This window comes from Streptomyces sp. 7R007 (assembly GCF_054850255.1).
Genome location: NZ_JBTWMV010000003.1, coordinates 13,798 through 39,845 on the forward strand (window position 1 = coordinate 13,798; position 26,048 = coordinate 39,845).

General features: G+C 72.9%; 23 protein-coding genes and 2 pseudogenes. 9 read left to right on the forward strand and 16 right to left on the reverse strand.

All coding sequences use genetic code 11. From position 1 onward, the window contains the following. Nucleotides 1-9 precede the first annotated feature (9 nt). The 5 genes from ACYF6T_RS05105 to ACYF6T_RS05125 form a co-directional block, all read right to left on the reverse strand. Complete coding sequence (locus ACYF6T_RS05105) at nucleotides 10-369, reverse strand: TadE/TadG family type IV pilus assembly protein (RefSeq protein WP_461693753.1); 360 nt, start codon at nucleotides 367-369, stop codon at nucleotides 10-12. Nucleotide 370: 1 nt separating this feature from the next. After that, nucleotides 371-748 carry a pilus assembly protein gene (locus ACYF6T_RS05110; RefSeq protein WP_461693754.1) on the reverse strand — a complete coding sequence of 126 codons (378 nt, stop codon included), beginning with the start codon at nucleotides 746-748 and terminating at the stop codon, nucleotides 371-373. Then, entirely contained in the window at nucleotides 745-1,998 is a 1,254-nt protein-coding gene (locus tag ACYF6T_RS05115) for an AAA family ATPase (protein ID WP_461693756.1), read from the reverse strand. The genes ACYF6T_RS05110 and ACYF6T_RS05115 overlap by 4 nt, the downstream gene beginning before the upstream one ends. 9 nt (nucleotides 1,999-2,007) lie before the next feature. Then, nucleotides 2,008-2,715, reverse strand: a complete 708-nt coding sequence (gene cpaB, locus ACYF6T_RS05120; protein WP_461693757.1) for a Flp pilus assembly protein CpaB — start codon at nucleotides 2,713-2,715, stop codon at nucleotides 2,008-2,010. 63 nt (nucleotides 2,716-2,778) lie between these two features. Continuing rightward, nucleotides 2,779-3,588: a hypothetical protein gene (locus ACYF6T_RS05125; RefSeq protein ID WP_461694179.1), complete on the reverse strand. Its 810-nt coding sequence runs from the start codon at nucleotides 3,586-3,588 to the stop codon at nucleotides 2,779-2,781. A 301-nt stretch (nucleotides 3,589-3,889) separates the two neighbouring features. On the opposite strand from ACYF6T_RS05125, the gene ACYF6T_RS05130 reads away from it, so the two are divergent. The 3 genes from ACYF6T_RS05130 (at nucleotide 3,890) to ACYF6T_RS05140 (ending at nucleotide 7,462) form a co-directional block, all read left to right on the forward strand. Beyond that, nucleotides 3,890-5,578 carry a chitinase gene (locus ACYF6T_RS05130; RefSeq protein WP_461693759.1) on the forward strand — a complete coding sequence of 563 codons (1,689 nt, stop codon included), beginning with the start codon at nucleotides 3,890-3,892 and terminating at the stop codon, nucleotides 5,576-5,578. Nucleotides 5,579-5,658: 80 nt separating this feature from the next. Continuing rightward, entirely contained in the window at nucleotides 5,659-6,168 is a 510-nt protein-coding gene (locus ACYF6T_RS05135) for a SigE family RNA polymerase sigma factor (RefSeq protein WP_461693760.1), read from the forward strand. Between the two features lie 46 nt (nucleotides 6,169-6,214). Further along, nucleotides 6,215-7,462 carry a hypothetical protein gene (locus ACYF6T_RS05140; protein ID WP_461693761.1) on the forward strand — a complete coding sequence of 416 codons (1,248 nt, stop codon included), beginning with the start codon at nucleotides 6,215-6,217 and terminating at the stop codon, nucleotides 7,460-7,462. A gap of 10 nt (nucleotides 7,463-7,472) precedes the next feature. On the opposite strand, the gene ACYF6T_RS05145 is transcribed toward ACYF6T_RS05140, so the two are convergent. The 9 genes and pseudogenes from ACYF6T_RS05145 to ACYF6T_RS05185 form a co-directional block, all read right to left on the reverse strand. Continuing rightward, complete coding sequence (locus ACYF6T_RS05145) at nucleotides 7,473-7,919, reverse strand: ATP-binding protein (protein WP_461693763.1); 447 nt, start codon at nucleotides 7,917-7,919, stop codon at nucleotides 7,473-7,475. A 75-nt stretch (nucleotides 7,920-7,994) separates the two neighbouring features. After that, nucleotides 7,995-8,900 (reverse strand): anti-sigma factor RsbA family regulatory protein, encoded by a 906-nt coding sequence (locus tag ACYF6T_RS05150; RefSeq protein ID WP_461693765.1) that lies wholly within the window; start codon nucleotides 8,898-8,900, stop codon nucleotides 7,995-7,997. Nucleotides 8,901-8,938: 38 nt separating this feature from the next. After that, nucleotides 8,939-11,275 carry an ATP-binding protein gene (locus ACYF6T_RS05155; RefSeq protein ID WP_461693767.1) on the reverse strand — a complete coding sequence of 779 codons (2,337 nt, stop codon included), beginning with the start codon at nucleotides 11,273-11,275 and terminating at the stop codon, nucleotides 8,939-8,941. 110 nt (nucleotides 11,276-11,385) lie between these two features. Beyond that, nucleotides 11,386-11,973 (reverse strand): hypothetical protein, encoded by a 588-nt coding sequence (locus ACYF6T_RS05160; RefSeq protein ID WP_461693769.1) that lies wholly within the window; start codon nucleotides 11,971-11,973, stop codon nucleotides 11,386-11,388. 64 nt (nucleotides 11,974-12,037) lie between these two features. Then, a complete protein-coding gene (locus ACYF6T_RS05165) occupies nucleotides 12,038-13,552 on the reverse strand; it encodes a GntP family permease (protein WP_461693770.1) in 1,515 nt (504 codons plus the stop codon). Nucleotides 13,553-13,662: 110 nt separating this feature from the next. Continuing rightward, complete coding sequence (locus tag ACYF6T_RS05170; protein WP_461693772.1) at nucleotides 13,663-14,073, reverse strand: RidA family protein; 411 nt, start codon at nucleotides 14,071-14,073, stop codon at nucleotides 13,663-13,665. Continuing rightward, a complete protein-coding gene (locus tag ACYF6T_RS05175) occupies nucleotides 14,070-14,849 on the reverse strand; it encodes an IclR family transcriptional regulator (RefSeq protein WP_461693773.1) in 780 nt (259 codons plus the stop codon). Before ACYF6T_RS05175 ends, ACYF6T_RS05170 begins: the two co-directional genes overlap by 4 nt. After that, a pseudogene (locus ACYF6T_RS05180) lies at nucleotides 14,846-15,133 on the reverse strand (PfkB family carbohydrate kinase); the annotation flags it as partial. The gene ACYF6T_RS05175 and the pseudogene ACYF6T_RS05180, both read right to left, overlap by 4 nt. A gap of 933 nt (nucleotides 15,134-16,066) precedes the next feature. Beyond that, nucleotides 16,067-16,834, reverse strand: a pseudogene (locus tag ACYF6T_RS05185) (sugar kinase); the annotation flags it as partial. A 134-nt stretch (nucleotides 16,835-16,968) separates the two neighbouring features. Here ACYF6T_RS05185 and ACYF6T_RS05190 point away from each other — a divergent pair. After that, a complete protein-coding gene (locus ACYF6T_RS05190) occupies nucleotides 16,969-18,246 on the forward strand; it encodes an amino acid deaminase (RefSeq protein WP_461693774.1) in 1,278 nt (425 codons plus the stop codon). An 8-nt stretch (nucleotides 18,247-18,254) separates the two neighbouring features. Continuing rightward, nucleotides 18,255-19,889: an N-acyl-D-amino-acid deacylase family protein gene (locus ACYF6T_RS05195; RefSeq protein WP_461693775.1), complete on the forward strand. Its 1,635-nt coding sequence runs from the start codon at nucleotides 18,255-18,257 to the stop codon at nucleotides 19,887-19,889. A 1-nt stretch (nucleotide 19,890) separates the two neighbouring features. Here the strand turns inward: ACYF6T_RS05195 and ACYF6T_RS05200 are convergent, their stop codons facing one another. Both ACYF6T_RS05200 and ACYF6T_RS05205 read right to left on the reverse strand, forming a co-directional pair. After that, nucleotides 19,891-20,748 (reverse strand): S1 family peptidase, encoded by an 858-nt coding sequence (locus tag ACYF6T_RS05200; RefSeq protein ID WP_461693777.1) that lies wholly within the window; start codon nucleotides 20,746-20,748, stop codon nucleotides 19,891-19,893. 250 nt (nucleotides 20,749-20,998) lie between these two features. Next, complete coding sequence (locus ACYF6T_RS05205) at nucleotides 20,999-21,649, reverse strand: hypothetical protein (RefSeq protein WP_461693779.1); 651 nt, start codon at nucleotides 21,647-21,649, stop codon at nucleotides 20,999-21,001. Between the two features lie 125 nt (nucleotides 21,650-21,774). Here ACYF6T_RS05205 and ACYF6T_RS05210 point away from each other — a divergent pair, with 125 nt between their 5' ends. The 4 genes from ACYF6T_RS05210 (at nucleotide 21,775) to ACYF6T_RS05225 (ending at nucleotide 25,995) form a co-directional block, all read left to right on the forward strand. Next, nucleotides 21,775-22,986 (forward strand): pyridoxal phosphate-dependent aminotransferase, encoded by a 1,212-nt coding sequence (locus ACYF6T_RS05210; RefSeq protein WP_461693780.1) that lies wholly within the window; start codon nucleotides 21,775-21,777, stop codon nucleotides 22,984-22,986. Nucleotides 22,987-23,070: 84 nt separating this feature from the next. Next, on the forward strand, nucleotides 23,071-23,487 hold the full coding sequence (locus ACYF6T_RS05215; RefSeq protein WP_461693782.1) for an SCO4983 family protein: 417 nt from the start codon (nucleotides 23,071-23,073) through the stop codon (nucleotides 23,485-23,487). Nucleotides 23,488-23,750: 263 nt separating this feature from the next. Beyond that, nucleotides 23,751-24,815, forward strand: a complete 1,065-nt coding sequence (locus tag ACYF6T_RS05220) for a hypothetical protein (protein ID WP_461693783.1) — start codon at nucleotides 23,751-23,753, stop codon at nucleotides 24,813-24,815. Nucleotides 24,816-24,831: 16 nt separating this feature from the next. Further along, on the forward strand, nucleotides 24,832-25,995 hold the full coding sequence (locus ACYF6T_RS05225) for a toxic anion resistance protein (RefSeq protein ID WP_461693785.1): 1,164 nt from the start codon (nucleotides 24,832-24,834) through the stop codon (nucleotides 25,993-25,995). Nucleotides 25,996-26,048 lie beyond the last annotated feature (53 nt).

The following is a 26,048-nucleotide window of genomic DNA, read 5'->3' on the forward strand; positions in this document are numbered from 1 at the left end:
CCGGGCGGTTCAGTGGTCGAGCGGCATGGTGGCGGTCTTCCTGGCGTCCCCGAAGCCGTCGTAGCCGGGGATGATCGAGGGGATGTGGATCGTGGCGGTGACCGTGACCTCGTCGCCGCCGCCCGAGGCGGGGCAACTGGTCTGGTCCGCCAGCCAGTCGCTGACCGCCTGCCGGCAGCCGTCCTGCGCGCTGTTGCCGAGGGAGGCGCTGCGCGCGCCGGCCCGGGCGGCGGTGCCGGCCTGCTGGACGGTGTAGGCGATCAGGCCAAGCTGGACGACGGCCAGGGCGACGAACAGCAGGACGGGCAGGAACCCGAGGTACTCGATGGCGACCTGACCGCGGTCGCGCCCGTCACGGTCGTACGACATCTCAGGGCTTCGCCTCCTCCACCGCGCCCGCGTGGCCGTGCACCGTGAACGGCAGGCTGATCGCCCCCGGGAACAGGACGGGCACCTTGATGCCGACGTCCGCCCGGACGTAGCCGCCACCGGTCGTGCATCCCGCGTCCGCCCCCTCCCGCCACGCGCCGGACAGCTTCGACAGCCCCGCCTCCCGGCACTTGCCGTCCCGGTCGCCCTCGGCCGCCGTGCCCGCCCGTACCGCCTCGTCGGCAGCATTCCCCGCGAGCGAGAACGCGTACCCCACGAGCACGAGCTGCCACAGCACCACCAGCGTGACGATGATCGTCGGCGCCATGCCGAGGAACTCGACGGTGACCTGGCCGCGGTCGTCGCGCCGCCCGCTCATGGCCCCAGCTCCCTGCGCCGCCGGAAGCTCACCGACCCGCGGTCCCCCCGGGCCCGTCCGCCGCGCTGCGCCCCTTCGACGGCCTTCACCAGCCCCAGCTCCCCTGCGAGGGTCCACAGGGCCTGCTTGACCGTGCCCTTGTGGTCGAGTTCGTGTATGCGGCCGGCGTCGACCGCGCCCTGGAGTTCCTTGAAGTTGGCGGGGATCGCGGTCCCCGCGAGGGCGGTGCCGGTGATCTTCCGGATCAGCGAGGGCTGGATCTCCGTGCCGCGCGAGTGCCGGTTGACGACCACCGTGGTCTCCTCCGCCTTGCGGATCTGGAGGCGGTCCCACATCCGCACGGTCCGTTTGGCGCCGCGGACCGCGACCACGTCCGGGGTGGTGACCAGCAGGGCGGTGTCGGCCATCTCCACCGCCGCCGCGCCCGCCCCGCCGAGCTGCGCCCCGCAGTCGATGACCACGACCTCGTAGCGGGTGCGCAGGGCGCTGACGATCTGCCGGGCGGCCCGGTCGGTGACCTCCTCGCCGCGTTCGCCCTCGCCCGGTGCGAGCAGCAGCGCGAGGCCGGTGTCGTGCCGGAAGACGGCGTCGGCCAGCACCCGGGGCGAGATGTCGGTGATGGCGGCCAGGTCCACGACCGAGCGGCGGAACTGCACGTCCAGGTAGGAGGCCACGTCGCCGGTCTGCAGGTCCATGTCGACCAGGGCCGTGGCGCGGCCCGACGCCTGGGCGGCGAGGGCGAGCTGGATGGCCACCAGGGTCGCGCCGACGCCGCCCTTGGCGCCGCTGACGGTCACGACCGTGCCGCCGACACCGGTGAACACGTCGCCGCCGGCGCCGAGATGGCGGCGTACGCCGACCGACCACTGGGCCACCGCCTGGACGCGGCTGGCGAGTTCCTCGTAGCTCAGGGGCAGGGCGACCAGGCCGCGGGCGCCGTAGTCCATGGCCGCCTGGAAGAGGCCGGGGCTCGCGTCGGAGGTGATGAGGATGACGCCGACGGCCGGGAAGCGCAGGGCGACTTCGCGGATCAACTCCAGGGCCGGGACGGGGCCGATGCGTTCGTGGACGACGACGACCTCGGGCAGTTCGTCGATGGACTCGGCGGCCAGCCGGGCGAGGGTGTCGACGAGCTGGGTGGAGTCGGTGACCGGGGTGACCGGCTCGGCGTCGGGGAGCTGGCTGAGCAGTGTGGTGAGGGAGCGGACCGCGTCCACGTCGCCGACTGCCGGGAGGATCCTCGTGGGCATGGCGGCCTCTCACTTGTCCTTGGCGAGTTCGTAGGTGCGGTCCTGCTCGGGGATGCTGCCGGTCTCCCCCGGCGCCACCAGGGCGAGGCGGACCCGCTTGGCGAAGGACTCGGCGTAGGTGAGGCGCTGGGCGTCCAGTGCGGAGAGCGCGAAGGTGATGGGGACGACCTCGGTGGCCTGGTTGGTGCGGTCGGCGGAGTCGGGCTGGAGGGACTTGAGGTCGCCGACGTCGAGGACTTCCGCGTTCGTTACGATGATCTTGGACTGGTCGGGATCACCCTCCCGCTGTCCCTCGAAGGTGGCGTAGACGTTGACCTTGGAATCCGGCGTTATCTTGCCGGCGACGCCGGTCGCCGCATCGATCATGATGGCGACCTCCTGCTGCCCGGGCTGCAGGGCGGGCTGATCGACGATCATGTCGCTCTGCAGCAGGGAGCCCTTCTTCAGGGTGGTCACCGCGATCTTGCCGCGGACGGCGTCGAGATCGGTGACCGCGTTCGCCGACAGCCACCGCTTGGGCATCGTCGTCTTCTCGAACTGGGCGGCGTTCAGGCTGGTGTACGGCTTGATGTCGTCCTTGACCTCGTACGCCGTGACCTCGGGCCCGACCTTGGACTTCACGTCACTGATGACGGACAGCACGCCGGCGAAGGCGCCGAGGGCGCAGACGACCGACAGAATCAGGAGTAGCACGCCGCGGCGCTGACGGGAGTTCATGAACCGTACAACCTCATTGGGGGATATCGGTCGAGCGGAATCGAGCGGGGACGTGCCGTGGGCTCACCCGGCGGGGAGCTGGTTCTCCAGGAAGGGCGGTGTGGCGGAGCAGAAGACGCAGCGGTCGCCGATGACGTCGAGCCCGCACCAGTGGCAGGGGCTCTGCCGTACCGACGTGACGAGCTGGTAGAGGACGGAGAGATCGGGGAGGAAGGCGGCGAACTCGACGAGCCGGCCGGTCCCCCACCACTGGACGGACTCCGCCGGCAGGGCGGCCTCCCGCAGTCCCTGGACGCTCCACTGCTTGGCCAGGTCCGCGCCGACCCAGTCGGACTGGAGCTGGCCCTTGGCGACCAGCATCCAGGTGCCGAACTCCGGTCCGGCGAGGGCGGCGCCCGGGGCGACCTTGACCAGGTGCGGCTCGGGATGGGCGAGGACGGCGAACTGGCTGCCGGGGACCCAGGACTTGGCGTGCGACTTCAGGTTGACGGGGACGCGGTCGAGCCGGGCCACGGAGCCCAGCAGGGCCCCGGCGTGGATGTAGTGGGTGAGCAGCCGGCCGGCCGAGGCGAGCACGCCGGGGCCGAGGTCGCAGGACGCCAGTTGCCGCAACTGGCGCACCAGGACGGCGAGTCCGAGCGGGGGCAGATCGGGGCGGAAGAGGGCGATACGGTCGCTTTCCAGCAGCGAGCGGATGGTGTGCAGGCGCCGCTCCACCTCCGGGGCGACCGCCCGGGAGCAGACGACGACCACATGGCCGTAGCTCTCGATCAGCCCCTGCATCACGCCGAGCGCCCGGTCGAGGGGCTGTCGGTCCAGGTCCGGCAGGACGACGGCGGGCAGGGTCCGGTCGTCCAGCGGCGGCAGCGCCATGTCGGCACTCGTCACGGCGATGGCAGTGGGCACGCGCGGCTCCCCGTGTTACGCCTGTCGGATTGCCGGTGTTACTCCGGTGCACCGAGATGACTTCACTGCGTGACTACCTCAGCACTGTATCCACGCCTCTGTGACCGGAGAACAGCGTTTGTGTAGCTGGCGAGGAACTGTCATTTCACAAGAGGCGTCAAAACGGGGCAGGTTCGAGCTTTTCGTCGGTCTCGGTTCGACGTCGCCCCCCGGTTCGGTTTGGTCTGGACCTATTGACAGACACATTGGTCTGGACCAGCTTATTGTCATGTCCCCTCACACACGATCCCTGCGGCTGTGGTCCTCGGCCGCCCTCGCCGCTCTCGCCCTCTCCTTCGCGGGCACCGGCCAGGCGTCCGCCGCGGACGTCAACAACGTCAAGAACGCCGGCTTCGAGTCCGGCCTGAGCAACTGGACCTGTTCGGCGGGCAGCGGCACCACCGTCTCCTCGCCCGTGCACACCGGATCGGCCGCCCTGAAGGCCACCCCGGCCGGGCAGGACAACGCCCAGTGCACCCAGACGGTGGCGGTCAAGCCGAACTCGGCGTACACGCTGAGCTCCTGGGTGCAGGGCGGATACGCCTTCCTGGGCGTGACCGGCACCGGCACCACCGACGTGTCGACCTGGACCCCGGACTCCTCGGGCTGGAAGCAGCTGTCGACGAGCTTCACCACCGGCGCCGCCACGACCTCGGTCACCGTGTACACGCACGGCTGGTACGGGCAGGCGGCGTACTACGCCGACGACGTGTCCGTGTACGGCCCCGACGGCGGCGGAGGCGACCCCGCCCCCACCGTCCCGGCCGCGCCGGGCGGCCTCGCCGTCTCCGGTACGACGTCCTCGTCCGTCTCCCTGTCCTGGAACACCGTGTCGGGCGCGACCGGTTACAACGTCTACCGGGACGGCACCAAGGTGAGCGCGGTGACCGGCACGTCGGCGACCGTCACCGGCCTCGCCGCCGCCACCTCGTACTCCTTCCAGGTCACGGCGACGAACTCGGCCGGCGAGTCGGCCAAGTCCGCGGCGGTGACCGGGACGACGGCCTCCGGCGGCTCCGGCGGCGGCAGCGCGCTGCCCAAGCACGCGGTCACCGGCTACTGGCAGAACTTCAACAACGGGGCGACGGTCCAGAAGATCTCCGACGTGCCCTCGCAGTACGACATCATCGCGGTCGCCTTCGCCGACGCCACCACGACGCCGGGCGCGGTGACCTTCACGCTGGACTCGGCGGGGCTGGGCGGTTACACCGTCGACCAGTTCAAGGCCGACATCAAGGCCAAGCAGGCGGCCGGCAAGAAGGTGATCGTCTCCGTCGGCGGGCAGAACGGCACCGTCTCGGTGACCGACTCGGCGTCGGCGACGAACTTCGCCGACTCCGTCTACTCCCTGATGCAGACGTACGGCTTCGACGGCGTCGACATCGACCTGGAGAACGGCATCAACGCCACCTACATGACCCAGGCCCTGCGCGCCCTGTCCGCGAAGGCCGGCTCCTCGCTGGTCATCACCATGGCCCCGCAGACGATCGACATGCAGTCGACGTCCAACGGCTACTTCCAGACCGCGCTGAACATCAAGGACATCCTCACGGTCGTCAACACCCAGTACTACAACAGCGGTTCCATGCTGGGCTGCGACGGCAAGGTCTACAGCCAGGGCTCGGTCGACTTCCTCACGGCCCTCGCCTGCATCCAGCTGGAGGGCGGGCTGTCGCCGTCCCAGGTCGGTCTGGGCGTGCCCGCCTCGACCAGCGCCGCCGGCAGCGGGTACGTCTCGCCGACGGTCGTGAACAACGCCCTCGACTGCCTGGCCCTGGGCACCAACTGCGGTTCCTTCAAGCCGTCGAAGACGTATCCCGGTCTGCGCGGCGCCATGACCTGGTCGACGAACTGGGACGCGGCGGCGGGCAACGCCTGGTCCAGCGCGGTGGGACCGCACGTGCACGGGCTGCCGTAGCCGGGAGGACGTGAAACATTTCCCCGGGCTCACCGCATCAATGAAGTGAGAACGGTACCGGCGGACAGGGGGAACGGACGATGAGACAGGCACGCGCGGACGAGTACGCGGAGTTCGCCTCGGCGCGCGCGGGCCATCTCTACCGTTCCGCCTGTCTGCTGACCGCCGGTGACACCCATCTGGCCGAGGATCTCGTGCAGGAGACCCTCGGCCGGCTGTACGTCCGGTGGGGACGCGTGGCGCGGGTCGGCAACCCCGCGGGGTACGCGCAGACCGTTCTCGCGCGTACGTTCCTCGCCCATCAGCGCCGGCGCAGCAGCACCGAGCGCGCCACCGACGTGCTGCCGGACCTGGCCCAGGACGGCTCCGGCGACACCCCGCTGCGGCTGACGCTGCTGGAGGCGCTCTCCCGGCTGCCCGCGAAGGACCGGGCGGTGGTCGTCCTGCGCTACTGGGAGGACCGCTCGATCGAGGAGACCGCGGACGTCCTGCACGTCAGCTCGGCCGCCGTGCGGACCCGCTGCGTGCGGGCGCTGGGGCGGCTGCGGCAGCTGCTGGGCGAGGACCTCGGCGAGTACGCGCGTCCCTGAACCGTTGCTGACCCCTCACCCTCACTTCGCGAAACGGTGGTTCGTCATGCCCGACGTCGCACAGCACAGCGATCCCTTCGAGCAACGGCTCGCCGCCGGCCTGCGGGAGACCGGCGCCGTCTTCGAGACCGACCGGGCCGCGCTCGTCACCGCCGGCGCGCTGCGCGGGCGGCGGCGGCTGCTCAGGCGGCGGGCGGCCGTCGTGGGCGGGGCGGCCTCGCTCGCGCTCGCCGGCGTGGGCGGGGCGCTGCTCCTGCCGGGCGGCGGCACCTCCCCGCGCCGGGCCGAGTCCTCCGTCGGCACCAGCGGCCGCTCCGCCACCCCGGCGCCCACGCACGTCTCCGGCGCGCAGCTGGTGCGCACGCTCGAAAAGCTGCTGCCGGACGGCCAGTTCAGCCAGGCCGCGGCGCGCGGCACGGACGAGAAGCCGGGGCCGTACGTGCGTCTCGTGTACGACGACGGCCGGGGCGCGGCGGCGATCGGGGTGAGCCTGGGGCGGGTCGAGCCGGGCAGCGACGAGGCGCGGCAGGCCACCGAGTGCCCGGGGAAGGCGTTCGCCCACTACGACGCCTGCACGACGACCCGGCTGGCGGACAGCTCGGTCGTCATGGTCCTCCAGGGGTACGAGTATCCGGACCGGCGGGTCGACACCAAGTGGTGGACGGCCGAACTCGTCACCCCCGAGGGGCAGCACGTCAGCGTCAGCGAGTGGAACGCCGCCGCCGAGAAGGACGCGCCGGTCACCCGGCCGCAACCGCCGCTGTCCGCGAGCCGGTTGCGCACGCTCGCCGCCGATCCCGCCTGGCGTGCCGCCGTCGACGCGATCCCGCCGGACCCGGCGAAGCCCGCCGCCGAGCCCGGCGCGACCGCCACGGCCGCCGAGGTGCCGATCGCGCCGGTGCTCAGGAGCCTGCTGCCCGGGCGGACGTTCACGGTGTCGGAGGACAGCGGCGACGACAGCGGCTTCGGCTATCTCGTCCTCGACGACGGCAAGGGCAGGAGCCTGGTGCAGGTCAACGTGCAGAGCGACATGTCGGACGTCGAGGACCAGCTCTTCGGCGCCGACGCCGAGGTGCTGGCGGACGGCACGAAGGTCGCCACCCACCAGGGGCCCGGCGAGAAGGGCGGCTCGGGGGTGGTGATGTGGACCGTCGACACCCTCCGCACCGACGGCCGGCGGGTGGTGATCAGCGCCTTCAACTCCGGTGCGCAGGACACCCCGGCGACCCGCGCGACGCCGGCGCTGACCATGAAGGAGCTGCGGGCGATCGCCCTGAGCCCCAAGTGGGGCTGAGCCCCGGGTGTCAGGAGGGGCGGTAGCAGTCGCCGCCCCCGCAGGTGCCCAGCTCGAACCAGACCGTCTTGCCGTCCCCCTCCCGGTGGCAGCCCCAGCGCAGCGCCAGCGCGTCCACCAGGAACAGCCCCCGTCCGCTCTCGGCCGTGCCCGCGTCGAGCAGCCGCGGTACGCGCCGGCCGGTGTCGTGGACCTCGCAGCGCAGGACGCCGTGCGCGGCGGACAGGGTGAGGCGGAAGGGGGTGGCCGCGTGTACCAGCGCGTTGGTGGCCAGCTCGCTGACGAGGAGTTCGGCGACGTCCGCCACGTCCTCGCGGTCCGCGAGCCCCCATCCCTCCAGCTGTCGGCGGACCTCCGCGCGGGCCTCGCCGACCGCGGAGGGGCGGGGGTCGTACGCGACGCTCAGATGCCCCGCCCCCATGGGCGGCTGGGGGTACGGAACGGAGGCGTGCAGCATGCATCGAGGATCGCCCCTCCGGGGCCGGGACGCACGGGGAGGACTACCCGAATCCATACCTGCACCGCCTCCCGGCTACCCGTACTGCAGCCGTACGGCCGCCCCGTCCCGTTCGTCGCGGACGTCGACGTACGCGCACACCTGCCGGGTGAACCACAGCCCCTGTTCCGGCTCCAGTTCGCCGGTCGGCGGCGGTACGAAGCCGGCGAGCGGGTCGTCGACGCGGCGCGCGAGGCGCAGTTCGCACACGCAGGCCGGCGCGCGGCCCCACAGCAGGGTGCCGGTGACGGGTCCGAGGGAGGCGGCGGCCGCGGTGACGGCCTCGGTGAACAACTCGGCGTCCGCCGGGCCGAGTCCGCGGGCGGCGGCAGCGGCGCGGACGGCGTCGGCGTACGGCCCGTCGAGCGGCTGCGCGTCCGGCGGGGGCTCCGGCAGCGGGCCGGCGTCGAGTTCCGCGGCGACGCGGTGGGGTTCCTCGTAGGTCCCGGTGCCGGGGTGGGCGCGGCGGGCGGCCTCGACGACGGCGGTGCCGGCGAGGCGGGTGTCGTAGGCGCACAGGACGGTGGTGGCCTGCGCGGCGAAGAGGAGGTTGGCGAGGGCCTCGTAGCGGATCCACTCGGCGGCCTCGCGCGGGGAGCGTCCGGCGCGGCCGTTCCAGACGGGTTCCATGAGCAGGTGGACGCGGCCGCCGGGGCCGGCGTGCGCGGCGAGGTAACCGGCGGCCTGGGCCACGGCGTTGGCGGCCGAGCCGGTGTACCAGTCGGTGTGGTCGAGGAACTCCACCCGCTTGGCGTCGGCGCCCAGGGAGTCGCGCAGGGCGTCCAGTTTGCCGGGGGCGGCGATGGCGACGGGCGGCGGTTCGTCCGGGGCGCCGAGGCCCTCGGCGAGGAAGGGGAGGGCGGCGGCGACGAACGCGTCGTCCGCGCCGAAGACGGCCATCCGGTGATCGAAAGCGGTCGTGCGGTGATCGGAAGGGGTCATGCTTCTCCTCCGGGTCGGGATGTGCGGTCCGGGTGGTGTCAGCGCTGCGCGGCCACCCAGGCGGCGATCTGGCTGCGGTTGCTGAAGCCGAGCTTGCTGAGGATGCGTTCCACATGGCCTTCCGCGGTGCGTCGGGCGATCACCAGGTGGTCGGCGATCTGCTGGTTGGCGAGCCCCTGGGCGACGAGTCCGGCGACCTCCGTCTCCCGGCGGGTGAGCCGGACGCCCTGTGCGGACGGGGAGCCGGGCGGCGCGGCGGCTCCCTCGGTCTCGGGGACGCCGTCGCCGAGCGCGTAGGCGGCGATCCGGGCCAGGCCGAGGCAGCCGCCGCGCGCGTACGCCCGCTCGTAGGCGTCCGGGCCGAGGGCCGCCCTGGCCTGTGCCTCGCCGGTGCGGCGGGCGGCGCTCAGCGTGTCCGAGCCCCAGCGGTCCTGGTCGATGTCGGCCCAGACCCGGTCGGCGCCGCCGTGCAGCACGGCGGCGCGTTCGTGGGCGCCCTGCTCGGCGGCGATCTGGCCCAGCAGGTCGAGGGTGAGGGCCATGCCGGTGACGTCGTTGACGGCGAGCTTGAGGCCGAGCGCCTCACGGGCGTGCCGGTCGGCACGCGGCCAGTCCTTCTGCACGGTGCGGGCCAGGGCGAGCATCCGCAGGACGTAACTGCGCACCCATTCGTCACCGTGCTCCTCGCACAGCCTGCGGGCCCGCTCGCACACCTCGACGGCCCGCTCCGCCTCGCCCAAAAAGCCCAGGGCGCAGGCGAGTTCGACCTGGTCGAGGCCGTACAGGCTCAGGTGCTGGCCGGGCACGGGACCGCGGGCGACGGCGGCCTCGAAGTGGGCGAGCGCGTACGACAGGTCGTCGCCGAACAGCCGGATGACGCCGACGACGTACTCGGCGTGGGCCGCCTCGGCCGCGTCCCCGAGGCGGCGGGCGAGGGCGCGGGCGCGCTCGGCCAGGCGCAGCCCGCCGGGGAAGTCCTGGCAGACGGCGGCGAGCAGGCCGGCCACCCACAGGCCGCGGGCCCGCTCGCGGGTGGGCTCGGGGTTGACGTCGAGGGCGCGGTCGATCCAGTACCGGCCCTCGCGGGGCGCCCCGCAGGCGTGCCAGTAGAACCACAGGGTGCCCGCGAGCCGCAGCGCGGCGGGGCGTTCGCCGGGCGCGGTGAGGCTGAAGTCGAAGGCGGCGCGCAGGTTGTCCCGGTCGGCGTGGAGGCGGGCGACGATCTGCCGCTGGCCGGGCCCGAACCAGGCGCGTTCGCAGGCGGCGGCCCGCTCCTGCATCCAGTCCCGCTGCCGTCTTCGGACCGCCGCCTCCTCGCCCGCCACGAGCCGCAGCCGGTCGAGACCGTACTGGCGCAGGGTGTCCAGGAGCCGGAAGCGCACGCCGTCCGGGCCGGTCTCCCGGCTCAGTACGGACTTGTCGACGAGCCCGGCGACGGCGTCCAGCACCTCGTGCGGGCGCACCCGTTCGCCGTCCGCGCACACCGCCTCCGCCGTCGGCAGGTCGAAGCCGCCGGCCAGCACGGAGGCCCGCGCCCACACCAACTGCTCCTGCCCGCTGCACAGTTCGTGGCTCCAGTCGACGGCGGCGCGCAGCGTCTGGTGGCGCGGCAGGACGGATCTGGAGCCGGCGGTCAGCAGGCGGTAGCGGTCGTCGAGGCGTTCCAGGAGCTGGTCGAGGCCGAGGACGCGCATCCGCACGGCGGCCAGTTCGATGGCCAGCGGCAGGCCGTCGAGGCGGTGGCACAGGCGGGCCACGGCGGCGCGGTTGGCGGAGGTGAGCCGGAAGCCGGGCAGGACGGCGGCGGCCCGGTCGGCGAACAGCGCGAGCGCGGGGTAGCCGTCGGCCGCGTCGAGGTCGCCGTCCGGGTCGGGGACGGGCAGCGGGCGCACCTCCATGAGGTGCTCCTCGGTCAGGCCCAGGCGGTGGCGGCTGGTGGCGAGGATGCGGACGCCGGCGGTGCCGCGCAGCAGGGCGGCGGCGAGGTCGGCGCAGGGCGGCAGGAGGTGTTCGCAGTTGTCCAGGACGAGGAGCAGGCGCCGGTCGCGCAGATGGTCGGCCAGGACGTCCAGCGGCGGGCCGGCGGAGTGGTCGTGCAGGCCGAGCGCGTCGGCGACGGCGACCGGGACCAGGGCCGGGTCGTCGAGGCCGGCGAGGGGGACCAGGCGTACGCCGTCGGGGAAGGCACGCTCGACGCGGGCGGCGATGCGTCCGGCGAGGCGGGTCTTGCCGACGCCGCCCGGGCCGGTGAGGGTGACCAGGCGTGCCCGGGCGAGCAGTGCACGTCCTTCGTCCTGCTCGCCGCGCCGGTCGACGAAGCTCGTGGTCTCGACCGGGAGATGACGACGGTCCCGTCGTGGCGCTGATCCGCCCATGATCAGCACTGTCCTCTGCGGAACGGCATATATGCACGTTCCGATCACACCCGTGGGTGAGGTTCGGCCGCGGGCCTACCGGGGGTGGCCGGCAGGCGTAGACTGCGCCGCTACTCCTTGTCGAGGGCCTCGTCCCCGGTGTCCGCCGCGCCGTCCCCGGCCGCCTCCGCGTCGTCCTCGAAGTAGGCGTCCAGGACCGCGTCCAGTTGCTCGTCCCACTCCTTGAAGCGGGAGCGGGACGCCGCTTCGATCTCGATGGGATACCAGCGGCGTTCGGGGGTGTGGACGGTGATGGTGATCCGCTTGCCGAAGCGGGGGATCTCGGTCTCCACCGCGCCGATCTCGTCCCAGCGGAACTCGCACTGCTGGTCGTCGAGGGAGAGGCGTACGCCCCTGCGGTCGGCGACGATCCTCGCGCGGCGGTCGGCGGCCTCGAAGACGGGCCCGTCGGCGGGCTCGCCCTCCGTCTCCTCGCCGGCGGCCTCCTCGGCCTCCGCCACGACGGCCGTCCCGGCCGCGTCCTCCGGCTCCCCGGACTCCGCGGACTGTCCGGACTCCTCGGTCGCTTCGGGCGCGGCGTCCTCCGGCTCCCCGGCTCCGGGCGTGGTGAGGCCGGGGATGAAGGCCGGGTCGAACCCGGCGCCCGTCACGGGCTCGCCCTTCAGGGGCTGGCTGCTCGAACCTATGCGCTGCTCCACAGCGGGCAGTATGGTCGACGATCCTGTGTCGGACACAGCCAGCCCCAACTTCGTTATCAGACTCCTACACGACCACACTGACCGCGCCGGCCACCACGAATCCCACCACCGACAGCACCGACTCCAGCACGGTCCAGGTCCTGAGGGTGTCCCGCTCGCTGACGCCGAAGTACTTGGCCACCATCCAGAAGCCGCCGTCGTTGACGTGCGAGGCGAAGATGGAGCCGGCCGAGATGGCCATGATGACGAGGGCGACGAAGGCCTGTGAGTCATGGCCCTCGGCGAGGAGGGGGGCCACGATGCCGGCCGTGGTGACGATGGCGACCGTGGCCGAGCCCTGGGCCACGCGCAGGACCAGCGAGATCAGGTAGGCGAGGACGATCACGGGCAGGCCGACGTCGTGGAAGGTGTCGGAGAGGGCCTGGGCGACCCCGCTGGCCTTCAGGACCGCGCCGAAGACCCCGCCCGCGCCGACGACCAGGAGGATGTTGCCGACGGGCTTGAGGGAGGCCGTCGAGACCGTCTCCAGGGACCTGCGCGACCAGCCGCGGCGGATGCCGAGGAGGTAGTAGGCCAGGAGCAGGGCGATCGTCAGGGCGACGAAGGGGTGGCCGAAGAACTCGACGACGGAGCGGCCGGTGGAGGGGTCCAGGGCGATGGAGGAGAAGGTCGCGGCGAGGATCAGGATCAGCGGGGTGCCGATGACGCCGAGGACGGTGGCCAGCGGGACGGGGTCCTCGCGCAGCTCGACGCCCTGTGCGCGCTGCTCGTCGACGACGGCCAGCCGGGCCTCCGCCGCCGCCTCCACCATGTCCTGCGGCACGGGCACGAAGACGCGCCGGCCGATCCACGCGGAGAACGCCCACGCCGCGAGCACCGCGGGGACACCGCAGACGACGCCCATCAGGATGACCCAGCCGAGGTCGACGTGGAGGAGTCCGGCCGCGGCCACCGGGCCGGGGTGCGGCGGCAGGAAGGCGTGGGTCATCGACAGGCCGGCCAGCAGCGGCAGGCAGTAGAGCAGGATCGACTTGCCGGTGGGGGTCCCCCCGGGACGGAGCTCGTCGGAGTCTTGGGGGAGCTTCGCGGCGGCGTACACGATCGGCGCGAGGACGAAGATGCCGACGTCGAAGAAGACCGGGATGCCGAAGATCAGGCCGGTCACGCCCATGGCCAGGGGCGCGCGCTGCTCGCCGAAGAGGGCCAGCAGCCGCGAGGCCAGCACCTCGGCGCCGCCGCTGACTTCGAGGATGGCGCCGAGCATGGTGCCGAGGCCGATGATGATCGCGACATGGCCCAGGATGCCGCCCATGCCGGACTCGATGGTGGAGACGGCGTCCGAACGCTGGACCGTGCCGAAGAGTTCGGTGACGGACAGGCCGGCCAGCAGGCCGACGGCTATGGAGACGGCCAGCAGCGCCACGAAGGGCTGGAGTCTGACCTTGATGATCAGGAAGAGCAGCAGGGCGATGCCGAGGGCGGCGACCGTGAGGAGACCGGCCGTGCCGTCGACGAGGAGGAGCAGACCGCCGGTGTGGGGTGGGGTCTCGGGGGCGGCCGCGGCGAGCGGATGGGACATGAGGGGGTCCTCTGGGTGGGTGCATACAGCTTTCGGGCAGGGGGGATCGCGGCACGGCAGCCGGTGGGGCGTGCCGTGCCGTCGTACGGCGTGCGGGAGTTGAGGGGGCGTCAGCCGAGGACGGCGAGCGCGTCGATCTCGATGAGGAGTCCGGCGGGCAGGCCGACGTAGACGGTCGTGCGGGCCGCGGGGGGCTGGGTGAGGCCCTGCTCCTCGAAGTAGGCGTTGTACAGGTCGTTCATCTCGGCGAAGTGGTCCACGTCCGTCAGATAGACGCGGATCATCATCACGTCGTCCCAGCTCGCGCCGCCCTCATCCAGGACGGCCTTGACGTTGGCGAGGGTCTGGAGGGTCTGCTCGCGCAGGGTGGGGCCGGCCGGCGTCGGCGGCTTGCCCTCCTCGGCCGGGAGGAAGCCGACCTGGCCGGCGACTTGGAGGATGTTCCCCTTCCGGACGCCGTGCGAGAACTTCGCGGGCGGGGTGGTGTGGGTCGAGGGGGTGAGCGCGATCTTCTCGGTCATACGGGGTCCTTGGGGTCCTTGGGGTCTTTCGCTGGGGTTCTGCCGGAGTACTCGCCGCTGATCGCGTCGGCCGTGCGGCGCACCAGCGGGAGCAGGGTGAGGAGTTCGTCGGCGGTGACGACGACGTTGGGCGCGGAGACCGACATCGCGGCGACGACCCGGCCGTCGGCGCCGCGGATGGGGGCGGCGACGCAGTTGATGGACTCCTCGTGGCCGCCGAGGTCGGTGGCCCAGCCCTGTTCGCGCACGCGCTCCAGCTCCTTGAGGAAGGCGGGGGCGTTGGGGGTCGAACGGGGCGTGTACAGGGGGTAGTCGAGCTTGTCGGCGAGGGCGCGGCGCTCGGGGTCGGGGAGGTCGGCGAGGAGGAGTTTGGCGACGGCGGCGACGGTGATGGCGACGGGCTTGCCGATCCGGGAGTACATCCGCACCGGGTAGCGGCTGTCCACCTTGTCGATGTAGAGCACCTCGTCCTCCTCGTGGACGGCGAGGTGCACGGTGTGGCCGCACTGTTCGTTGAGGCGTACGAGGTGGGGGTGGGCGATCTCGCGGATGTCGAGGTTCTCCATGGCCTCCTGGGCGAGGGCGATGAGGCGGGCGCCGAGGCGGTAGCGCTGGTCGGACTGGCGGTAGACCATGCCGTGTTCGTGGAGCGTGCGCAGCAGGCGCAGGGCCGTGGACTTGTGCACGCCGAGGCGGTCGGCGACCTGGCCGAGGTCGGCGGGGCCCTCCGCGAGCAGCGGCAGGATGCTCAGCGCGCGGTCGACGGTCTGGCTCATGGGGTGCGTACCTCCTCCGGGGCCGTGCCGGCCTGCGTCCAGCCGGGGCCGAGTCGAAGTGTCTCCCACGCCCGGTCGTCGAGGGCGGCGAGCCGGTCGGCGTGTGCGCGGGCGGGGGGCGGGGCGAGGTCGCCGGGGACGGTGAGGGCGGCGGCGGCCCAGAGGTGCGCATGACGCAGCCGGTCCTCGACGGACAGCCCACGCAGGGTGGCGGAGAGAAACCCGGCGGCAAAGGCGTCACCTGCCCCGGTGGTCGCAACAACGTCAACGACAAGCGCACGAACGAAAACACTCGCCACGGGGGCCGGCACGCGGCCGGCGACTCGGCTCGACGGACTGCCCACGGCTTCGACGAACGGACGACCGGCCGCTTGGGACTGACGGCTGCCGGTCGTGGGCGCGGGGGCCGACGGATTGCCGGCGACTCGACTCGACGGACGGCCCGCGGCTACGGCGGACGGACGACCAGCCGACTGGGGCTGACGGCCACCGGTCGCCGACGCAGGGGCCGACGGATAGCCAGCGGCTTCGGCGGGCGAACCCCCGGCCGCCTGGGACTGACCGCTACCGGCCGTCAGCGCGGGAGCCGGCGGATCACCCGCGGCTCGACTCGACGGACGGCCCGCCGCTTCGGCGGACGGACGACCAGCCGCCTGGGACTGACGGCCACCGGTCGCCGACGCAGGGCCCGGCGGATAGCCGGCGGCTTCGGCGGGCGAACCCCCGGCCGCCTGGGACTGACCACTACCGGCCGTCAGCGCGGGAGCCGGCGGATCACCCGCGGCTCGACTCAACGGACTGCCCGCCGCTTCGGCGGACGGACGACCAGCCGCCTGGGACTGACGGCCACCGGTCGCCGACGCAGGGGCCGACGGATAGCCAAAGGTTTCGACGGGCGAACCCCCGGCCGCCTGGGACTGACCGCTACCGGCCGTCGACGCGGGAGCCGGCGGGTTGCCCGCGGCTCGGCTCGACGGGCTGCCCACGGCTTCGGCGGACGGACCGTCGGCCGCTTGGGGCTGACGGCTGCCGGTCGTGGGCGCGGCGGTCGACGGGCTGCCCGCCGCTTCGGCGGACGGACGGCCAGCCGCCTGGGGCTGACGGCTGCCGGTCGTGGGCGCGGCGGTCGACGGGCTGCCCGCGGCTTCGACGGGTGAACCCCCGGCCGACTGGGGCCGGCGGCTGGCGGGCGGGTCAAGCGGTGTGGGGAACCGTGCGGCCGGGTTCCCGAGGGCGTCGGCCGATACGAATGCCGTCGCTCCCCTCGCCCCCTGCTTCACCACCAGCACCCCCGGCTCGGGCAGCGCCGCGCGCACCGCCTCCGGGCCGCCCGACACCCCCCACGCCTCCTCCGCCTCGTCCTCCCCCACGAACACGATGTCGGCTCCCCGTGCCAGGTCCAGCAGCACCCCGGGATCGGCGGCACCCCGCCACAGCCCGGGCCGGTGGTTGACGTCGAAGGAGACGAGCGGGCGGCCGCCGGGCCGGGGAGCGGTGAGCGCGCGCAGCAGCCCCCGGCACTCCTCGGACAGCGCCGCCGTGATCCCCGACAGATGCAGCACCCGCCCCGCCCGCACCGCCGCCACGTCCACGTTCTGCGCGGACATCGCGGACGCCGCGGACCCGGCCCGGTAGTACGCCACCTCGTGCGCGTCCGTCCCGCGCTCCCCCGCCGTGCGGAAGTAGACGCCGGTCGGGCGGGCCGGATCCCGCCGCACCGCCGAGACGTCGACGCCGTACCCGCCGATCGTCTCCACCAGATGGTCGCCGAACCCGTCCGCGCCGACCCGGCTGACCCAGCGCACGGCGTGCCCGGCGGCGGCCAGCGCGCACGCCACGTTGGACTCGGCCCCGCCGATCCCCCGCTCGAAGGACGGCACGTCGGCGAGGCGTCCGGGCCGGGTGGGCAGGAAGGTGACCATGGACTCGCCGAGCGCGACGACGTCCACGACGTCGAAGGCGCTGCGGGCTCCGGTGGCGGTCACGATGGTCGTAGCTCCCAGGTCGCTCGGGGGTGGCGGCTCCGTTGACCCCGCGTTGGCCGAGATGTTAGACAGCAGTGAGCGACATACGCAATGGACGTTGCATGCACTGCAACGCACCTGATCAGGGAGGCTGCATGGACCGCGGCACCGGCTCCGAAGCCCTCGCCCGCCTCGCAGAGGACCGCGTCGACCACCGCTTCAAGGGCCTCCCCCCGGACGCCGCCGGCCTGACCGTCGCCGAGCTCACCGCGCAGCGCCGCAACCTCTTCACCGGCGGCTTCACCACCCCCGTACTGGCCCTGTCCGCCGAGCGCCTGGAGCACAACCTCGCGCTCATGGAGACGTACGCGACCCGCCACGGCCTGGCCTTCGCCCCGCACGGCAAGACCTCCATGGCGCCCCAGCTCTTCCGGCGGCAGATCGACCGCGGCGCCTGGGGCATCACCCTCGCCGTCCCCCACCAGGTGCGCGTGGCACGGGAGTTCGGCGTCCAGCGGGTCTTCCTCGCCAACGAACTCGTCGACCCGGCCGCGCTGCGCTGGATCGCCTCCGAGCTCGCCGCCGACCCCGGCTTCCGTCTCGTCTGCTACGTCGACTCCGTGCGCGGCGTGGAGCTGATGGACGCGGCCCTGCGGGGGTCGGCCCGTCCTCTGGACGTCGTGGTCGAGCTCGGCGCCGGCGAGGGGGCCCGCACCGGCGTCCGGACGGAGGCGGAGTGCGCGGCCGTGGCCGACGCGGTGGCGGCGGCACCGGCGCTGCGGCTGGTCGGTGTCGCCGGTTACGAGGGCGAGGTGCCGCGGTCCGACCCGGAACGGGTGCGGGCCTGGCTCGGCCGGCTGGTCGCGCTGGCCGCCGACTTCGACCAGGCGGGCCGGTTCGCGGGGCTCGACGAGATCGTCGTGAGCGCGGGCGGCAGCGCCTGGTTCGACGCGGTGGCCGAGGTGTTCGCCGGAATCCCCGAACTGTCCGCGCCGGTCCTGAAGTTGCTGCGCTCCGGGGCCTACGTCTCGCACGACGACGGCCACTACCGGAAGGTCACCCCCTTCAACCGGGTCCCCGAGGAGGGCGCGCTGGAGCCCGCCTTCCGGCTGTGGACGCAGGTCGTCTCCCGCCCGAGCGCCGGGCAGGCGTTCGTGAACGCGGGCAAGCGCGACGCCGCGTACGACCTCGACCTCCCCTTCGCCCAGGTGGTCCGCCGGGACGGCGTGGAACGCCCGGCCACCGGCGTCTCGGTGACCTCCCTGTCCGACCAGCACGCCTGGCTGCGCACCACGCCGGAGGCGGACCTGGAGGTCGGGGACTGGCTCGGCCTGGGCCTGTCGCACCCGTGCACGTCCTTCGACAAGTGGCAGCTGATCCCGGTGGCCGAGGCGGACGGGACGGTCGTCGAGTACATCCGCACGTTCTTCTAGGAGGAGCCATGGAGCAGCTCGTCATCCGGGACGCCGACGTGGTGGACGGCAGCGGGGAGCCGTCGTACCGGGCCGACGTGGTGGTCGACGACGGCCGGATCGTGTCGATCGTCAAGGAGGCCGCGGCCGCGGGCTGCCAACGGCCGAAGGCCATGCGGGAGCTGGACGCGGAGGGGCTGGTCCTCTCCCCCGGCTTCATCGACATGCACGCCCACAGCGACCTGGCGCTGCTGCGCGACCCCGACCACAGCGCGAAGGCCGCGCAGGGGGTCACCCTCGAAGTCCTGGGCCAGGACGGGCTGTCGTACGCCCCCGTCGACGACCGCACCCTCGCCGAGGTCCGCCGGGCGATCACCGGCTGGAACGGCGCCGGGGACGACATCGACTTCGACTGGCGCACGGTCGGCGAGTACCTGGACCGGCTGGACCGCGGGATCGCGGTGAACGCGGCCTATCTGATCCCGCAGGGCACGGTGCGGATGCTCGCCGTCGGCTGGGAGGACCGCGAGGCGACGCCGCGGGAGCTCGACCGGATGCGGCAGTTGGTCGCGGAGGGCATGGAGCAGGGCGCGGTCGGCATGTCGTCGGGCCTGACGTACACGCCCGGCATGTACGCCAAGGACGCCGAACTGGCCGAACTGTGCCGGGTGGTGGCCCGCTACGGCGGCTACTACTGCCCGCACCACCGCTCCTACGGCGCCGGCGCCCTGGAGGCGTACGAGGAGATGGTGGCCCTGGCCCGGGAGGCGGGCTGCGCCCTGCATCTGGCCCACGCCACCATGAACTTCGGCGTGAACGAGGGCCGGGCGCCGCAGCTGCTGGCCCTGCTGGACGAGGCGCTGGCGGCCGGGGCGGACATCAGCCTCGACACGTATCCCTACACCCCCGGCAGCACCACGCTCGCGGCGCTGCTGCCGAGCTGGGCGAGCGAGGGCGGGCCGGAGGAGGTCCTCAAGCGGCTCGGGGACGAGGAGACGGCCGAGCGGATCCGCCACGATCTGGAGGTGACCGGCTCGGACGGCTGTCACGGGGTGCCCGTCGACTGGGACACGATCGAGGTCTCCGGTGTGGCGGACCCGGAGCTGGCGGACTTCGTGGGCCGCACGGTCCGGCAGTCGGCGGACGCGCGCGGCGAGAGCCCCTGGGCCACCGCGCGGGGCCTGCTGCTCGCCGACCGGCTGGGCTCGACGATCCTCCAGCACGTGGGCCACGAGGAGAACGTGCGGCAGATCATGCGGCACCGCGTGCACACCGGCGGCTCGGACGGCATCCTGCAGGGCGCCAAGCCGCACCCGCGGGCGTACGGCACCTTCCCGCGCTATCTCGGCCACTACGTACGGGAGTTGGGGGTGCTGTCGCTGGAGGAGTGCGTCGCCCATCTCACCTCGCGTCCGGCGGCGCGGCTGCGGCTGCCGGACCGGGGCCTGGTCCGCGAGGGCTACCGGGCCGACCTGGTCCTGTTCGACCCGGAGACGGTCGCGCCGGGGGCGACCTTCGACCACCCGCGCGCCCTGCCGACGGGCATCCCCCACGTCCTCGTCGACGGCCGGTTCGTGATCGAGGACGGGCGGCGCACGGACGTCCTGGCGGGCCGGGCGGTCCGTCGCAGTCCCGTGCGACGGAACGCCGGCAGCGGGCGCTGACCTACGGCTTGGGCAGGGTGCAGCCGGCGGCGCTCAGGTCGAGCTTGTTGCCGATGCCGAAGCAGGCCGGGATCTGGTAGGTCTCCTCGGCGTAGTTGATGCCCTCACGGACGGTGACGTTGCCGTTCTCGTCGACCTCGCAGGGGTTGTTCTCGGTGCAGCGCTCGCCGTCCTCGTTGCCGGTGTTGTTGACGGCGACGACCTTGCCGGTGGCGTTGTCGACGACGGGCGAGCCCGAGGTGCCGCCGATGGTCTGGCAGGCGGAGGTGTAGCGGACCGAGTCCTTCCAGGTCCAGTCGCCCTCCTTCAGGCGGTAGACGAAGCCGTCGACGTTGCAGGCGTAGGTCCGCTTCCAGTAGCCGGAGACGACGGTGATGGCGGTGCCGGCGGTGGGGTGGGTGTCCTGGAGGGTGAGCGGGCTGATCCCGTACGTGCTCCTGATCGCGGCGTACGTGGTGGTGAGCTGGTAGATCGTGACGTCCGTGTCGGTCATCGTCGAGTACGCCACCTTGCCGGCGCGCAGGGTGCCGACCCGGGTGGCCGAGGAGTTGAGCAGGCCGAAGGTGCGGCTGGAGGCCTGGTCGACGATGACCTCGCCGGGCTCCGGGAAACCGGTCTCCAGGCAGTGGCCGTTGGTCATCACCAGCGCCGGGTCGGTGTCGGCGGAGCTGGGGAAGCGGATGACGGAGCCGGAGCAGTTGCTGAGCGAGACGGTGCCGGCGAAGGTGACGGCCTGGAGGGTGGGTGCCGTCTTCGCGGACGCCGACGTCTCGGCGGACGCCGGCCCCGCGACCGCGGGCGCCGCGCCGGCCCCGGCGAGTACCAGGGCGGTGAGCACGGCGCCGAGAGGCTTCTTCATGTGGGGGTCCCCTCTTACGACTCGAGCGACCGGAGATCTTCCGGCCGCCCATTTTTTTGTCATGTGCATTGTGAGGGGAGGGGTGTGGTGCGGCAAGGTGGTGTTTCAGGACCGGCGTTGGCGGATTTCCGCGCAGACCGCGCCGGCTTGCGGGATCGGTGAGCCCCGCGTCCGCGAGAACTCCATGCGCGGTCCCCCTTCGGCAGGGTCAACCCATCGAGGGGGAGGGCGAGTCGAGGGGCGGGCGGTTTCAGCCGGGGCCCTTGGTCGCGCCCGAGCCGTGGCCCTTGCCCGGCTTGCTGCCGGAGTTGCCGGGTGCCGTGTCGGCCGGGGCGGGGGTCGCGGGCGCCGTGGTGGGCGCCGGCGTCGCACCGCCGCCCGCCGCGCCGCTCTTCGTGGCCGTCGGCGCGGAGGACCGCGCGGTGTCCGGGCCGGGCGCCGAGGCGCCGTCGGACGGGCCGGAGGCGCTCGCCCCCGACGCCGTCGTGTCCCCCGGCGCCGGGGTGGACGCGCCGGACGTGCCGTCCTGCCGGCTCGCCCCGTCCTGCTGGCCCCGCACCCCGGAGTGCGGGCCGCCGGAGGACGACGAGTCGAAGGGGCCCGCGACGACCACGCCGACGGAGAGGACGCCCAGCGCCCCCACGGCGATCGCCACCCGGCGCCCGAGCGGGCCACGCCGACGGCGCCGGCCGGCGCGGCCGGGGTGCGCCTCGGCCGCCACCGGCAGTTCGGCCGTCTCGTCGTACGCGTTCTGCCAGCCGTGCGCGGCGGCCGGGTCGGCGTACCCCTCGTAGGGGACCGACTCGGGCAGCGGGTGGTACACGTTCGGCGGATCCTCGGCTTCCCGCGTCGCCGAGTACGCGCCGTACGCCCCGCTTTCGTGCTTCCGGTGCCTGGACATGGCCGCGCATTGTAGGGACGCGTGGGGCCGCTGAGACAGCTACCGGCGATAACAGCCCAAACCGCTCGTCTCACGTGGCGGATAACACGGCCCAAAGGGCGTTACCGGGCCGTAAGCTCCCAGACATGCAGGTGATCCAGTCGACCAAGCTCGCCAACGTCTGTTACGAGATCCGGGGCCCGGTGCTGGAAGAGGCGATGCGGCTGGAGGCGGCCGGGCACCGCATCCTCAAGCTGAACACCGGGAACCCGGCCGCCTTCGGCTTCGAGTGCCCGCCCGAGATCCTGGAGGACATCCTCCGGAACGTCTCGACGGCGCACGGCTACGGCGACGCGAAGGGACTGCTCGCCGCGCGCCGGGCGGTCGTCATGCACAACCAGACCCTCGGCATCGAAACGGACGTCGAGCACGTCTTCGTCGGCAACGGCGTCTCCGAGCTGATCGTGATGGCGATGCAGGGCCTGCTGGACGACGGCGACGAGGTGCTCGTACCGTCCCCGGACTACCCGCTGTGGACGGCCGCGGTCTCCCTCTCCGGCGGCACGGCGGTGCACTACCGCTGCGACGAGCAGTCCGACTGGATGCCCGACCTCGCGGACGTCGAACGCAAGGTCACCGACCGCACCAAGGCGATCGTCGTCATCAACCCCAACAACCCCACGGGCGCGGTCTACGACGAGGCGATGCTCAAGGGGCTCACCGACATCGCGCGCCGGCACAACCTGCTGGTCTGCTCCGACGAGATCTACGACAAGATCCTCTACGACGGCGCCACCCACACCCCGACGGCCGCGGTCGCCCCCGACCTGCTGACCCTCACCTTCAACGGCATGTCGAAGGCCTACCGGGTGGCCGGCTACCGGGTCGGCTGGATGTCGATCTCCGGGCCGCGCGCGCACGCCGACTCCTACATCGAGGGCCTGACGATCCTGGCCAACATGCGCCTGTGCGCGAACATGCCGGGCCAGCACGGGGTCGTGGCCGCGCTCAGCGGACGGCAGACGATCAACGACCTGGTCCTGCCGGGCGGGCGGCTGAAGGAGCAGATGGACACGGCGTACGAGCTGCTCACGCAGATTCCGGGGGTGAGCTGCGTACGGCCGAAGGGGGCGCTGTACCTCTTCCCGCGCCTGGACCCCAAGGTGTTCAAGATCAGGGACGACCGGCAGCTGGTGCTGGACCTGCTGCGGCGCGAGAAGATCATGGTCGTCCAGGGCACGGGCTTCAACTGGGCGGAGCCGGACCACTTCCGGGTGGTGACGCTGCCGACGGTCGGGGATCTGCGGGACGCGGTGACGCGGATCGGGAACTTCCTGTACGGATACAGCCAGCCGTAGACCTTCCCCCATCTTTCTCAGCCCGCTCAACTTTAGACGAAATCTAAGCTAGGATGGTTTCCTGACAGCTTCTGGAGGCCATCCATGTACGAACCGATCCGCACCAAGTCGGTCCACAGCACGATGGCCGGCACGACCGAGGACTTCCCGGGCCGTTCCCGCGAGGAGGAGCTGGACATCCAGCTCGCGGGTCATCTGGCGGCGCTGCTCGCCGTGACGGACGAGCTGCGGGCGGCGACCCCGTCGGCCGACCTGGACCGGGCGGCCGAGCGGCTCGCCGGGCAGGTCGCCCGGTTGCGCGGCGGACGGCAGCCGGCCCGGATGGCGGTGACGCCGACGGGCGAGGACCCGGGCACCCTGCACCGGCGGGCGCACGCCCTCGCCGGCCGCGCCCTGGTCGTGGCGGCGTCGCGTGCCGACACGGCGGCGGCGATCCTCGCCGCCGAACAGATGGACGTCCACACCGCGGCCCTGGAGCCGCGGGAGCTGGCGTCCACCTGAGCCCCGCCGGGGGCTCCCCCTGACGGCCCCGGTCCGCGTGCACCCGCAGCGACGCGCGGACCGGGCGCCACACACCGCGCCGGCTTCGGCCGCGGTGCCCCTTCGCCGCAGGGGTTGATGTCGTCCTGCGGGTGCGGCGGCGTGGTCGATCGCGCGGTTCCCCGCGCCTCTTCGGGGCGCGTTGCAGGGCCGGGGCCGGTTGGACACCGTCCATTCACCCGCCACGCCGGGGAATGTCGGGTTCCGGGAGCACGCTCCCCGGCGTGAGACGTATCGCAGGGATCGTCCTCGCGGTTCTGCTGATGGGCGGCGTGGTGGCCGCCGTCGTCGCGGGCCGGGAAACGGACGACAAGAGCACGGCAACGAAGACCGTGCGGATGGTGATCGGGTCGGAGAAGGCCGAGTACTTCGCCGATCCGGACGTGGTGAAGGCCCTCGCCGCCAAGGGCTACACCGTGCGGGCCGAGACCTCCGGGTCCTGGGCCATGGAGGGGCTCGGCCTCAAGGGGTACGACCTCGCGTTCCCGTCCAGCCAGGCACCCGCCGTCGCGCTGGCCGCCCGCCACAGGGTGCGCGGGACGCTCCCCCGGCCCTTCTACTCGCCTCTCGTCGTGGTGGCCCACCGCAGCGCCGCCCGGGTGCTCGCGGCGAACGGGCTGGCGACGCTGGACACCGCGCACCGCGGCACCCTGAAGATGGCCGCGTATCTCGACGCCGCCCGCCGGGACCGTACCTGGCAGCAGCTCAAGGGGGCCGGGAAGTACGGCGAGTTGAGCGGGACGCTGTTCATCTCCAGCACCGACCCGGAGTCCTCCAACTCCGGCGCCCTCTACCTCGCCGCCGCCTCCTACGTGGCCAACGGCGGCCGGGTGGTCGCGAGCGAGGCCGACGTCGACCGGACCGAGCCGCTGCTGAGGAAGCTGGTCACCGTCCAGGGCGCCCAGCAGTCCGGCTCGGACGCGGTCTTCCGGGACTTCGTCAGCGGCGCCGGCAACCCGCTGGTGTGGGTCTACGAGTCCCAGGTCGCCTCGCTGCTCGTGGACGGGCAGAAGCCCGGCGACCTCGTCGTGCTCTACCCCGACACCACGGTCAACAGCGACCACACCGTCGTCCCCCTGACGGACGACGGCCGGGCCCTCGCCCAACTCCTCTCCACTGACGCGGAGTTGCGGCGGCTCGCGGTCCGGCACGGTTTCCGGCCGCAGGGCGAGGCCACCGGGTTCGCCTCGGACACCACCTACCTCAAGCAGGAACTGACCGGCGTCCGGCAGGCGCCCGTGCCCACCTCCGCGGTGCTGCGCGAGATGGCCCGCCGGGCCCGGGGATGAACGGGGGATCGATCACATGACCGAAGAGACGTTCACTCTCACACCGCCCGAGGCGGTCGCGCCCGTGCCGCGGGAGAAGGCCGGCGGGCTGGTGCCCGTGGACGACGGGGTGCGCACCGACATGGCGCGCAAGGCGTCCGCGTACGTCGCCGACCTGGCCGCCCTCGACGCCCGCTCGCCCGAGTTCGCCGGCAAGGTGGGCGAGATCACCGCCCTGGGCGCCGGGGAGATGCGCACCGCGGCCGCGCAGTCCAACCGGATGCTGGAGCGCACGGTGCGCAGTCTGCCGGCCAAGGGCGGGGACGCGCAGTCGAAGGTCGCCGGCTCCCTCGTCGAGCTCAGGCGCGTGGTCGAGGACCTGGACCCGCGGGACCTGCCCGCCGGCAAGGGCCGCAAGCTCCTGTCCCGGCTGCCCGGCGGCAACAGACTGCGCGACCACGTCGCCAAGTACGCCTCCGCGCAGGGCACGTTGAACAGGATCGTGGGCTCGCTGCGCGGCGGCCAGGACGAACTGCGGCGCGACAACGCGGCCTTGCAGACCGAGCGGGTCCGCCTCTGGGAGACGATGGGCAAGCTCCAGGAGTACGTCGTGCTGACCGAGGCGCTGGACACGGCCGTCGAGGAGCACATCGCCGCCGTCGCCGACCCGGAGGCGGCCGACTCGCTCCGCGCCGACGTGCTCTTCCCCGTCCGGCAGAAGCACCAGGACCTGCTCACCCAGCTCGCGGTGTGCGCGCAGGGCTACCTCGCCATGGACGTCGTACGCCGCAACAACGACGAGCTGATCAAGGGCGTGGACCGCGCGGCCACCACAACCGTGTCGGCCCTGCGCATCTCGGTGATGCTGGCCTCCGCGCTCGACCGCCAGAAGAAGGTGGTCGAGCAGGTCGACGCCCTGCGCGGCACCACGGAGGACCTGATCCGGGGCAACGCCGAGATGCTCGCCACGCAGAGCGGGGAGATCCAGCGGATCGCCGCGGACCCGGCCGTGGGGGCCGAGACCCTGCGCTCCGCGTTCCAGCAGATCTACCGCACCCTCGACGCGATCGACACCTACAAGGTGCAGGCGACCGAGGCGATGGCGTCCACCGTCGAGTCCCTGACCGCCGAACTGCAGAGCGCGAGCGCCTACTTGGAGCGCAGCCGGTCACGCGGCGCGCTGGAAGGGGGCCTCGCGTGAGACACCGCGCCCTCCTTTCCGCCGTCACCGTCGCCGTCTGCGCGGCGGTCGTC